The organism is Streptomyces lasalocidi (assembly GCF_005280215.1).
Taxonomy (GTDB): domain Bacteria; phylum Actinomycetota; class Actinomycetes; order Streptomycetales; family Streptomycetaceae; genus Streptomyces; species Streptomyces longwoodensis.
The window spans coordinates 2993249-3005399 of record NZ_SZNQ01000001.1 but is presented as its reverse complement, the minus strand read 5'-3'; the positions used below and the strand labels follow the sequence as shown (position 1 = coordinate 3005399).

Annotated in this window: 10 protein-coding genes; 1 reads left to right on the top strand and 9 read right to left on the bottom strand. The window is 67.3% G+C overall.

Annotated features, from left to right (window positions below):
• Nucleotides 1–95: 95 nt before the first annotated feature.
• Nucleotides 96–656, bottom strand: coding sequence for a DUF2267 domain-containing protein (locus E4U91_RS13315; RefSeq protein ID WP_137307056.1), 561 nt, complete (start codon nt 654–656; stop codon nt 96–98).
• Nucleotides 657–820: 164 nt separating this feature from the next.
• Nucleotides 821–1246, bottom strand: coding sequence for an Hsp20/alpha crystallin family protein (locus E4U91_RS13310; protein WP_174867796.1), 426 nt, complete (start codon nt 1244–1246; stop codon nt 821–823).
• Between the two features lie 166 nt (nt 1247–1412).
• On the opposite strand from E4U91_RS13310, the gene E4U91_RS13305 reads away from it, so the two are divergent.
• Nucleotides 1413–1715: a hypothetical protein gene (locus E4U91_RS13305; protein WP_137307054.1), complete on the top strand. Its 303-nt coding sequence runs from the start codon at nt 1413–1415 to the stop codon at nt 1713–1715.
• Between the two features lie 54 nt (nt 1716–1769).
• Here the strand turns inward: E4U91_RS13305 and E4U91_RS13300 are convergent, their stop codons facing one another.
• From E4U91_RS13300 to E4U91_RS13270, 7 genes are all read right to left on the bottom strand, one after another.
• On the bottom strand, nt 1770–3122 hold the full coding sequence (locus E4U91_RS13300; RefSeq protein ID WP_137307053.1) for a DNA cytosine methyltransferase: 1353 nt from the start codon (nt 3120–3122) through the stop codon (nt 1770–1772).
• 9 nt (nt 3123–3131) lie between these two features.
• Nucleotides 3132–4976, bottom strand: a complete 1845-nt coding sequence (locus E4U91_RS39770; protein ID WP_338326667.1) for a DNA cytosine methyltransferase — start codon at nt 4974–4976, stop codon at nt 3132–3134.
• Nucleotides 4973–5845: a hypothetical protein gene (locus tag E4U91_RS38630; RefSeq protein WP_206666906.1), complete on the bottom strand. Its 873-nt coding sequence runs from the start codon at nt 5843–5845 to the stop codon at nt 4973–4975. Before E4U91_RS38630 ends, E4U91_RS39770 begins: the two co-directional genes overlap by 4 nt.
• 23 nt (nt 5846–5868) lie before the next feature.
• Nucleotides 5869–7827: a TrbL/VirB6 family protein gene (locus tag E4U91_RS13285; RefSeq protein ID WP_137307052.1), complete on the bottom strand. Its 1959-nt coding sequence runs from the start codon at nt 7825–7827 to the stop codon at nt 5869–5871.
• Complete coding sequence (locus tag E4U91_RS13280; protein ID WP_137307051.1) at nt 7824–8849, bottom strand: PD-(D/E)XK motif protein; 1026 nt, start codon at nt 8847–8849, stop codon at nt 7824–7826. Before E4U91_RS13280 ends, E4U91_RS13285 begins: the two co-directional genes overlap by 4 nt.
• Nucleotides 8846–11449: a Z1 domain-containing protein gene (locus E4U91_RS13275; protein ID WP_241678576.1), complete on the bottom strand. Its 2604-nt coding sequence runs from the start codon at nt 11447–11449 to the stop codon at nt 8846–8848. The genes E4U91_RS13280 and E4U91_RS13275 overlap by 4 nt, the downstream gene beginning before the upstream one ends.
• A gap of 185 nt (nt 11450–11634) precedes the next feature.
• Nucleotides 11635–12048 carry a very short patch repair endonuclease gene (locus E4U91_RS13270; protein ID WP_137310799.1) on the bottom strand — a complete coding sequence of 138 codons (414 nt, stop codon included), beginning with the start codon at nt 12046–12048 and terminating at the stop codon, nt 11635–11637.
• Between the last annotated feature and the right edge of the window lie 103 nt (nt 12049–12151).

Below are 12151 nucleotides of genomic sequence, written 5' to 3'. Positions count from 1 at the left end.
AACCCTTCCCCGCCGCCGCCGTCGGCGCATCGGGGCGCGCCGACGGTGGATGTTCATGTCCGCGTCCGCGGACGTTGCCCGGGCGTCACCCGCCCTTACCGGGCGGCGGGCGGAACCAGCTCGGCCTTGCCGAACAACAGGGCGTAGCCGGGCGGGAGTTCCCCCAGCACGCGGTCGATCAGGTCGTCGCCCACCATCTTCGGCAGCACGCTGAGGACCGAGCTGACGTCCCAGCGGGCCGTCGCCGGGGTCGCGCCCTCGATGCGCGCCGCCACGCCGTCCACGAACTCCGCCGCCGTCTGCGGGCGGGTCACCGGGATCTGCGAGGCGACCACCCGCGCCGCCTCCGGGGGCAGGACCTGCGCGAGGGCCACGCGTTCGTCGCCCACGACGTGGCCGCCCAGGGCGGACAGCACGATCCGGGTGACGCGGTCCGCCTCCGCGGTGGTCCTGTACTGGCCGGCCTCCCGGACCTCGTCGACCAGACGGGTCCAGGCGCGGCTGCGGCCGGCCGCCGTATCCGGCGTCTCCCACCTCCCCGACGTTCCCGTCGCAGCCGTCGCGGCCGTCGCGCAGGATCCGTCGGGCCCGGACGGCCCGGGAACGGGCGCGGGGATCACCGTCCTGCGGATGGACTGCGTCGACGTCACGGTCATCGTTCGGGCTCCTCCTTCGGGTCCGGGTGCGCCCGGGTCCGGTGCGCCGGCCGGTGGGCGCGGACAGGGGTGGGCGTCCCGCGCGCCGGGCAAGCGGCCTCCGTACGGCGCGGCACCTTGCCGCCGTGGAGCCGCGCGCCCGGGGCGCGGGATGCCGGGGTGGGTCAACCGCTGATCTGCTTGCGGTCGTTCGTGCCGCCCGAGATCCGGATGCGGCGCGGCTTGGCCTGTTCGGCCACCGGGATGCGCAAGGTCAGCACGCCGGCTTCGTACGAGGCGTCGATGCGCTCCGTGTCGAGGGTGTCGCCGAGGAAGAGCTGGCGGGTGAAGGAGCCCGTCGGACGCTCGGCGACCAGCACCTCCGCGCCGTCGGGGGCGGGGTTGCGGCGCTCGGCACGGACGTTGAGGACGTTGCGCTCGACGTCCAGCTCGATCGTCTCGGGGTCGATGCCGGGGAGATCGAAGTGGACGAGGAAGTCGTCCCCGGCACGGTAGGCGTCCATCGCCATCGCGGCGGGACGGCCGGTGGAGCCGAAAACCTGCTGCGCGAGGCGGTCGAACTCGCGGAACGGGTCAGTACGCATGAGCATCACGGTTCACTCCCTCCTTCAGGCGCTGCCTGTGCGATGCCCTACGACTTCTTATATAGCTCCAGGGAACAAAGTTGACAACCCGCGACTCAGGTTGGGGGTCGGCGCGGGTGGCGGAGTTAGCCTCGGAGGAGCCGCAGACCCGCAGCACCAGGAGGGCAAGAACATGGCGAAGGTTCCCAGTTCCGTGATCGCGGCCGGCGGCCTCGTCGGCGGGTACGGCGTGGCCCGCTGGACGCGGAAGCGTCAGCTCGGCGGCGCCGTGCTGGCCGTGGCGGGCGCGGCGGCAGCCCAGCAGTGGCGCCGGCAGGCCGGCGGCGCGGCCGCGGGCGCCCTCACCGCCGCCTACGTGGCGGCCTTCGCCGGGTCCCACCCGCTGGCCAAGAAGGTCGGCGCCTGGCCGTCGGTGTTCGGCGTGGCGGGCGCGGTCGCGCTGGCGTCGTGGGCGGTCGCCGACCGGCGGGGCTGACCGGGCAGGGCGCGTGCGCCACGGGTTCCGCCGGGGGCGCTGACTGTCGCGCGATCAATCCCGGAGGAACGAATGGATCGCGCCGGCGATGGCCTTGCCCAGTGGGATGGGAACGGCATTGCCGATCTGTGTGGCGATCTCAGTCTTCGTCCCGCACCAGCGGAACCCGAGGGGAAACCCTTGAATGCGAGCAGCCTCGAAGTGAGTGATCGGCCGGTGCTGCTCCGGATGGAGGTAGCGACCCTTCTCGGGTTTGTAGAACTCCGTTCGGATGGTGACGGACGGTTCCCCGAGGCGCAGTCGTCCCATGACGTCGCCGGTGCCCGTGTTGTGGCTGTCCCAGCTCTTGGTCGAAAGGGGTTCGACGGGGGTCCGCACTCCCGGGGGAGTCGCGGTCAGGAAGATGTGTATTTCGCCGGTCTCGTCGACCGTGTACCACTTGCCACGCAGGTCCTTGCGGTTTCCCCCTTCCGGAATCGCCCGGTAGCGGGCGATGGAAAGCGGCTCGGGATTCCGTCGAATGTGCAACTCTCTGGTGGTGAACACCCCGGGAAGATGTGAGTCCACCTCCGGCACGAGGACCTTCGTGTCGGGAAGTTCCGTGCCGAGGAGTTGCAGCCGCGCCGACTCGTCGAAGATCTCATCGACGGGCTTCCAGTAGACGGTCCCGGTGTCCAAGCCGTCCAACGGCTCGACCGGAACCCTCGTGGTCTTCCTCGCGGGGCGAATGTGTGTCCTGGCCGGATACCTGAGAGTGTGACCGTTGTCGACGTCACGTCGGACACCCATGACGATCGCTCGGCGACGCGCCTGGTTCGCCCCGTAGTCGGCGGAATTGAGCAGGTATCGCTTGATCTTTTGTTCCACCGTGTCGGACGGTTCATGGCCCGGCGGGTCGACCAGTCGATAGTCGGCCAGACGCCCGCCGGCCTCCACCTCGCTCAACAAGTTCAGGAACTCGTCCGACTTGAGGAAGCGATCGACGTTCTCGATGACGAAGACCTTCGGGCGAATCTCGGCGACGATCCGGACGTAGTCCTCCCACAAGCGGTTCCGCTCACTGCCCTTCTTCAGGCGGTTCAGCGCCGAGAAGCCCTGGCACGGCGGCCCTCCCACGACGACATCGGCGTTGCGGGCCTCCGGAGTCGGTTGCCAGACCTCGATGTCACCGACGTGCACCCGGGCCGCCGGAACCGACCGGTCCGCGCGTAGCTCACCGAAATTGGCGGCGTACGTCGCAGCGGCTGCCTGGTTGTGCTCCACCGCGGCGACGCTGTGGAAGACGGGTCCGCCGGTGTCGGCGCCCCCGGGCCGGAACTCGTGGAATCCCTGCGTGAAGCCCCCGCAACCGCTGAAGAGGTCGACGACCGTGATGGGATCGGAGGCAACGGAGCGGGGCGTACGCATGCAGAGATCTTAGCTGCGCAGAGCCGCGGCCAGAGCGTGTCCGACGGCAGCGGCGAGTGGCGGCGGCATGGCGTGACCGATCTGCCGGTACCTCGACGTCTTCCCACCGACGAACTGCCACTCGGGTGGGAACGCCTGGATGGTGGCAGCCTGTTCGACGGTCAACTTGGGATGCTCCTCCACCGGGAAGTCGGGGCCGGGTGGCTCGTCCCCGAGGCTGTTGCCGTTCACTCCCAGGGCTTCCCACGCCTTCTTACTGCCTGTCGGTCCCAGGTCGGCGCCGCCTCGACGATCGGAGCCACCGACGAGGGCAGGTGCTGTGCGACCGGCATTCTCGATCCAACGCTCCGCGCCCGGCCAGCCCTCGGAAGCCATGGAAGGGCCCAGGACCTGACCGACGGAGGGCGCCGGCTCCGGATGGGGGCGAGGCCATGAGAAGGCATCGAAGTACGGGTCTCGCAGTGCCACGAGGAAGCCGCTGCTCCGATTCTGTGGAACGCCGTAATCCGCGGCGTTGAGGACCGCCCAGTCGTACTTGAAGCCCGCCCGGCTCAATGCGTTCTCGATCCACGTACGATCTTCGGCGAAGGCGGGGCTGCCGACGAGTTCCGGAACGTTTTCGAAGAGCAGCGCCTTGGGCGCGAAATCACACGCGAGCTGGATCGTAGCCCGCAGCACCTCACGTTCAGTGGCGTCCTCGGTGCGCCCCACGGTCGCGGAGGACTTCACCCGGGGCAGGCCGGCGCTGACGAGGTCGACCCCGACGACGTCCGGGCGCATGGCTGTGCTGAACTGCAGGACGTCGATGCAGACGACATCCCAGTCCGGCCTGTTGCGATCAATGGTGAAGCAGGCGTCGGCCTTGCTGTCGATCAGGAGAACCGGATCGAAACCGGCCCGTTCGAGTCCCAGAGCCTGCCCCCCTGCTCCGGCGCAGATTTCGACGGAGGTGAACCGGCGGGTGGAACCCGACCCGGGGGAGAGTTGCTCGGGCACCGGCCGGGACGGCTCGTCGGTCACGAGTGAGGGGTCCTCAGCGACATCCGACGGGGCGGTAGGCGTGTCGGATGTCGGAGCGACCGCTTCCCCTGCCTGTGCAGCACCGCTGCGTTGGGCGTCGACGGATTCCTGCGCCACCGCGCGGAGCTCGTCGTCCAGAGCTCCCTCCTCGATTCCGTCGAAGAGTACGAACGGCGCCAAACGAAGAAGGCGTTTCAGGAAGTCCTGAAGAGTCCTTCGTTCGTTGAGGCCCTTCAGGTCGAGGGAGTTCCACACGCGAAGAATGGCGCGAACGAGGTGAGGGCTTCCGCCGAGCGCGGCACGGCGGGCGTAAATCTGGTCGAACGCGGCTTCACCCAGAATTTCGAGAGCGTGATAGGGGCTGTCGCCGCCCGGCTCTCGGACGAGCTGAGCGCGCCACCACAATCTGCCGAAAACGTGACGGGTGAGGTCCGTACCGAGGATCCTGTCCTTCGGTGGGTGCGGGTAGCGCCAGAAAGCGACATCGGGAAGGAGTATGAGAGCGAGGAATGCCCAGATGTCGCGCGCAGCGGCCTCAGCGGGCACCATACCCATCTCCGAGTGGAGCAGAGCGGCCAGGCTGAGATCGAACTCCGCGTTGCGACCACGGTCGGATTCGTCCGGGAAACCGGCGTGCTTCGCAAGGTCAAGGACGCTTTCCCGAATTTCCCGCAGACGACTGGAGGGGATCCGGTCGCCTCCCGTCGCCACGTAGACCGACGACTCATGGGCCAGGGCCACTCGTTGGGACAATTCGGCGGCCGTAAGTGCGTGGTATTCGTCGAACAGGGGGCGGGCCTGCTCGGCGAGCAGCCTGGGATAGAGGAAGCTCATGACGACACCTCGAAGATCTTGACGGCCGCCTGCAGGTCGGAGGCGAAGAGAGCCGGCGACTGCCGCTGACGCAGCCGCAGGTCGGTGATCGACTGCGCGGGGAAGAGCTTCTCGAGGAGATCGAGCAGTGTGGCCCCGAGCGAACCGTCGGGGTAGTCCGCTTCCTCGCCGAAGTCCTCGTGCGACAGGGCGTGCTCGATCATGACGCGCGCGGCGTCTGCGTAGACGGCGGAAAGAACGATGCGGTCGACGGGGCGCGGGCGAGCCGCGTTCTGGAAGGCCGTTGTGGTGACTGCGTTTCGCTCGTTGACCAAGAGCAGAAGCGAACCCATGGTTGCGCTTTCCAGACCTCCGCTGATCTGGAGGTGCCAGGCAGCGTCGTCGGGGAAGGACGTCAAGGAGAAGTCGATCACCGCCATGGGGAACTGGGGAGCGTCACCCTGCAGACGCAGGGCGTTGCGGTCACTCCACAGCACGGATCCGGCGCGTCGTGGGGCGGACCGACGGACATCCATCCTGCGTTCCGCCAGCAGCAGTGCGGTGTCGAGGAGGAGAACGCCACCCAGATCCGCTCCCCGGAGGCGAAAGTCGAACTCGACCGTGCTAGTGCCGGCTTCGCTCAAGCCGATCCGCTGGGCGGGACCGCTCAGGTTGGAACCGGTGGCCGTCCAGACCGCCGACAACACGAGTGGGACGTCGGCCGGCAGACCCGACTGGCGACGAGCACGATCGAGGTCGACACGTACGCTTCGGCGCACGCGGAGGTCAAGCTGGTAGTCCCAGTCCGGCAGCGCCTCCGGGAGGGACACCTCACCGTCCTCGAGGATGAGACGCCACGGCCCGACCGTCACGACGTCTTCCGTCGGCACGCGGTATGGCAGTACCCGACGGGTCATGGTGCCTTCACCGCTTCCACTTTGATGCCGATCTCCGTCATGGTGTCAGGAGCCGGACGCACGACGGCCCGCCATACCGACTCGCCGCCTTCGACGACGTACCCATCCTCCGAATGCAGAGTGCCGGTCTCGTCCTCCCAACCGAGCAGCGTGGGCATGCTGGCCCCGATGGGTGGGTCGGTCTCGCGGCCACCCGTGCCCGGCAGCGTGACGGCGAGGTCGATGCGCAGGCGCTGAGGGCCCGGTGCGGGCAGTCGGAACTCCTGCACCAACACCGAGGTGTCCCCGCGGTCGTCGTAATAGGGGTCTCCGACGTACTGCACCCGCGGGCGCCGACGTGTCATCGTGCCGCCGTCACCGCCCGACTCACCGGCGGTTGCCGAGGCATGGCCCACCTCGCCGTCCGATCCGGCCTGTCGGCGTGCCGCTGGACGATTGCTTCGACCCGTTTCCTCCTCGGCTCCTCCTGCCGTGTCGGACCGACGAGTGGCAGTGCTTCCCGGCTTCGCGTAATCGGTTGCGCCGCCGATCCCCCAGGCCCCACCCACCAAACCCGAGAAGAGCGAGCTGGCTGCGCCCAGCGCGACAGCGTTTCCTCCGGGGCGTGCCCCGCCGTTGAGTGACAGCAGGCCGCTCAACGCTTCATCGATACGCCGGAAGGTCGTCTGGACGAACGTGCTCTCCGGGCGTTCCAGGGACTGCGGGTTCCAGGCGTCGTGCGTGGGCGGTTCGGCTTTGGCGTAGACCTCGTCCATGGACTCGTCGGCACGGAAGACACCCGCGTAACCCAGGTTGGCGCTGGGCGGCTTGGGTCCCGGACGATATGTGACGACGAGTTCCGCAGGGCGCATGAGGCACACGTGGTGGATCAGGTCCTCAATGTTGAGCATCCGCTGGGCCCGCGTCGGCTCGAAGGGCGGCATGATCCGTTTCACCAGCCCCAGGCGGCCCAGATACCTCTTGGGGCTACGGCACTCCAGGTCACGCCCCTTGGCGCTGTGCATGTCCTCGTAGGCGGCGACGAACATGTTGAGCGGACGGAGCGAATGAGGATCGGGTACGGGGTGGTCGACGCCGTCGCAGCTCACGGAGAAACGCATGGCCGGGGGTGTGTCGCTGGTGGAGATCATCTTGGGCCACAGATGCCATGCGATCGTCTCCGCCAAGTAGGTGGCCCCCTCCGGTGGCGTCAGGTCGTCGAGATGTGGGTCGACGACGACCACGGTCGTGCCCGTCTCCTCGGGGCCGAACGGACGAAGCCCCAGACGCTGGGCGACCGTGTCCGCCTCCACGCCGATCAGCGGTTCCACCACATCACCCGATGTGTCGCCCCACCAGTGCCGACCGGTGTGGCGTCCTGGCGCGTCCGTCTCGGTCGAGACGTAGCTCTTCCAGAGCGCGCAACCGATGAGGCGGGTCTCGTGACCCCCTTCCGGGGTGCGGCAGCGCGAGTGCACGAGCACGGTGCCGGGTCTCGACAACAGATAGAAGATGCCCTTGCCGAAGCCGTACGTTCCCCCGCCGAAAGTCCTGTCGCTGGGTTCCCCGATGTTGCGGACGAAGGAGACGAAGTCCCTCTCCGGGCCGATGGCGTCGTCGGCCCGCGTGGGGCCGCCGAGGCCGCGTGTCCCACGGTCGGACACGGCCAGCACGCGAATGGCGCGGCGCCGCAGGGTGTCGTGCAGAGGGAAGTGCGCGGCACCCGCGGGCGCGCCCGCCTGGAGCAGTGCGCGCCAGGTCCCGGCGTGTGCGGGCCCCACCGTCCACATGTCGATGCGGTAGTCCACAGGCTGAGTGGACTCGGCATCCCGGGCGTCCCAACTGTTCTGGGCGGACTCCCGGACCAGGATGGTGAGCAGATCGAGCTCCGGGCGGCCCAGTTGGTTGCGGATGCCCTCGGCTGCGCTGGCGCCTTCAGGAGGGTAGGGCTGGGAGTACCAGCGGGGCTCCGTCACGCCGGCTCCTCAACGATGCGATCGATCACGTGGGACACCAGTTCGTCGGTCAAGACAGAGGGGGTCTCGCCCGTCAGGTCGATGGTGTATTCGACGTCGTGGACCTGTGAGGTGAGTCCCGCCGACGACAGGGCACTGCGCGTGAGGCCGGGGAAGTTCTCGTCGACCTCGTACCACTTTTCGTCTCCGACGGCGAAGCGGACGTCCCGATAGCGGTCGGCCTCGAAGGTGCGGTAGCCGGCTTCCGCCAACAGGCCCAGCAGTGCGCTTTCGTCGTCGCATCGGCGGAGGTTCTGCTCGACCAGTTCGACGAAACCCATCCCCGCCGTCGTCGTCGTGACGCGGTTCAGTCCGAACCAGACCAACCAAAGGGCGCCGTCGATCGGGGCTTCGAGCTGGTCCAAACCATGTATGCGGGGCTTGGGGCCCTTGACGTCGGTCCCGGCCTTCACCTCGATGGCCGTGCCACCCGTTGAGAAGTCGTGTCGGTGCCCCTTGGGTCCCAACCAAAGCCGATGCGCCCCCGGATCGCGCCGCAACAGCCGATCGAGGACCAGAAGCTCGGCGAAGAGACCGGCCAACTGCTCCGGGCCCAGCGCGGCACCGTGTGTCTGGAAGAGCGCCTTCCACCGGTCGAGGACACGGTAGAGACCCTTGACCGGGTTGTCCCGAGCGGCTTCAACCGTCCTCAGCACATCTACGCAGAGACCGGTGAAGAGGTCATCGAGGTCGCTTCGTAGACACGCCAGGTCCGCGTACATCTGGTAGCTGTCCTCGTCCTCCAGCGGTCGTTTGCGCAGGTGAAGAACGGGGCCGTCGAGCCCGGAGCGTATGGTGCGCTGTGTACTTATGGGCAACAGCAAGTGTCGGTGACCTTGGTGGTCGACGGCCGCGGCGAGTGGGCCCTCGTCCGTGTCGATCGGCAAGGGCGAAACGCGCAGGCGGCGTTCACTGGTGCTCGGTCGGGCACTGAGCGCATTCCAGTGCTCGTCGACAAGACGGCGAAGTGCTTCCTCGCTCACGCGTCCTCACCCTCGAGAAGGCTGAGGTCCTCGTCCTCGATGCGCACGCCGGACAGATCCGCGGAGATGTACTTCTCGACAGTGCTGTCCTCGTCGAAGGGCTTGGGGAAGACGAGGCCCACACCCACGACGTGCTCCTCGGCGTCGAGCGGCGCGCGGGTCTTCTTGTCGGGCTTGGGCTCCGAGTTCTTGTCGATCGGGTACAGAACCAGCAGTCCCGTGTCCGGGTACTCCTCCTGGCGCTTCGCCCTGATGCCGTCCTCGTCCAGCTTGGAGCTGTCGGCAGCCAGGTCGACTGCCGCGTCACGCGGGCTCATCAGCGTCTTGATGTCGACCGAGCCGGGCCCGGGAGTCGACTTGAGTCGGGATCGAACGTTGCGGCCGACGGTCACATTCGGGGCGAAGGAGAAAGGCTCCCCGCTCGGAGTACCGACGACGGCCACGTTCCAGCGGCGGAGGGAATTCGCCGACACACGCTTGTGGATGTAGGCGCTGATGAGATCGGCGTCGTTCTCCGGAGACTTCTCGTGGAACTCGTACGACGCGAGGAAGCGGGTCACGACGTCGTACGGCACGTCCCGGAAGACGTACCGGCCGTCGGCAGGACGCTCCTCGACCCTCACGGCGGTCGCGACGGACTCCGCGACGAGGTCCTCAGCGGCAGCGATGTTCCGACGCAGCCAATCCGCGTCGGTGTGGAAGTAGTGCGTCTGTACGCGCCTGCCGCCGTACGACGATGCCGCTGTCACCGCCGAGCGCATCTTGGCGGCGGCCGTCACACGCAGTGCCGGATGAGTGCGCAGGCGAACCGCGAAGGTCAAGGGGGTCTCGGCCTCGGTCATGTAGATGTCGATGTCACGGCGCATTTCGGTCTCGACCGTCGCGAGATGCCGGAACCATTCCGCCAACTCGTCCGTCATCCAGATCCTCGGCAGGTCCGCGTAGCCGTGTCGGAAGCCGAACCAACGGCCCATCTGCAGCAGCGTGTCGTATGCGGACACCGCTCGGACGAAGTAGCTGACCGAGAGACCTTCGAGGGTCAGACCTCGGGACAGGGTGTTGCCGCCGACGGCGATCGCGACGACGGGGCCGTTCTCGTAGTCCAGCCGGTCCTCGCTGCTGGAGTTGTCCATGATGACGCGGCAGGTGCGCAGGACGCCGGGCAGTTCGGCGATCAGGTCGTCGAACGGCACCTTTGTCTCAGCGAATTCCTCCGCGGCTACCCGAGCGGTCTCCTCGTCCCACAGGTGGCGGAGCCGCGCGAGCACGGCTTCCTCGGCGAGTGATGTGGCCGTCTTCTCCCGCAGGTGCTCAAGTGGTCGCTTGAAGCTGTTGTGCACAGCGGTATTGACGCTGGTGTGGATGAGCATCGTGCTGTGGGGGTTACCCGTTCCCCGCACACGGCGGGCTGCAGTGACCAGCCAGAAGTACTCGATGGCTCTGCGGAGGGTTTCCGTGATTACGGGCTCGAAGCCCTCGACGTCCGCCTTGGTCTCGGGCCGTACGCACGGTACGTCGTCGATGGGGACCGATCGGATCATGTCGTAGCCGTCGTCGACGTCTTCCTCGTTCTCACCGTCCAAGGCGTAGCGCCCGAACAGCACCTCGGTGCCGAAGTGCCCGGCGGGCTTGGGCAGGTTGACGACGAAGTCGCGCGGGTACAGATCCTCGGCGCTCGGGTCGATCAGCAGGTTGGCGAAGGGCGACGCCGTGTACCCCACATACGCGGAACGGGGCAGGCTGCTCATGATGCTGAGGATGAGCGGATTGATGGACTTCGTCGCCACGGTCGCCTGATCGGCCTCGTCGTCGATGATCAACGCGGGGCATTCCTTCAGGTAGTCGGATGCCTTGTCGAGCCACCGAGCGAGCTTGCGCAGAACGGTCGCGTTCTTCTTCACGACGCAGAGCACGCGTGTCTTGTTGCTCTTGCCGAAGTAGGCGGCGGGGTTCTCCTGTGGTGTGAAGTCCTTGTCCGCACCCGTGAGTTGCAACCACAGTGACGGATTCGGTTCGACGAGTTGCTGTACCAGGCGGGCCTGGGTCTGGCGGCGCAGCCCGTTGTGGATTCCGGCGAGGACGATGAAGAGCTTGTATCCGCGATCCGCCGCCTTGGCCATGACGGACGTGAAGTTGGTGGTCTTGCCCGACTGCACATAGCCCACGACCAGGCCGCGGGTGGAGAAGGACCGCTCCTTGGGATGGTTCAGCAGGGACACGACTCGGGTGGAGGAGTGATCGAGATCCCGAATCGCGGGTTCCTCGGGCCAACCGTGCTTGCGGAGCAGGTCCACGATGGCCGGCCAGCACTTGTCCCTTGCCTGCGGACCTGTGTACCAGGTGTCCCGATTGCCCATGACGACCGCATGTGGTTCTTCGAGTTCCTTGATGCGGAGAGTGTGCTGCTCATGCCGTTCGCGGATCTTCTCGACCACGTCCTGCTCGATGCCGAAGAGTTCCAGTCGCTTGACGGCCTCCGACGGAGGGAACGTCTCCAGCAGCGCCTGGAACGTTTCGTACATCGCGTCGAAGTCATCGGTCATGAGTCGACCGCCCCCGCTTTCCTTCTCCGACCGACCGTTCCACGGGCTCAGCTGCACTGGAAGGAGTGTGCGTGAGCATCCGCGGACGCTTGCCGGCGTCCGACTTTCACAACCCCCACACATTATGGTGTGGTGCTCTCGTTTAGGAGTGAATCAACCCACTTCGCGGTTGCGGCAGTGTGCTTCTCTGAGGCCAACTTGCTGATTCGGGCGGCAAGTCGACGCAAATCGGGTGATCCGCGTCATGGTCGCCGGTCGCCTGCTGGGGGCCTGTCGGAGACTTCGCGCTTCGCCGCCACGACATCCGCGATCCGACGAGCCACCTCGTCGACGGACTCGTGCTCCCAGAATCGCAGCACCGTCCACCCCGCCCCTATCAGGTGCTGGGTCGTATCGGCATCCCGGGACATGTTCTTGTCGAGCTTCGCCCGCCACCAGTCGGCATTGGCCTTGGGGTGCGTCGCATGCTCGGGACAGCCGTGCCAGAAGCAACCGTCGAGGAAGATCGCGACCTTGGCCCTGGGGAAGGCGATGTCGATCGTTCGCCGGGGAATGCCGGGCACCGGGACGTTCACGCGATAGCGCAACCCCGAGGCGTGGAGCAGCTTCCTCACCGCCACCTCGGGAGCCGTGTCCCGGGAGCCTTGGCGGCTCATGCGGGCGGAAACAGCGGGGGAGGAGGGAACGGCGTGCGACACATGAGCATTCTGCCGGCGGGCCGGTGAGGTGGGAACAGCGCTCCGTCGCCCCGCGTTCGTC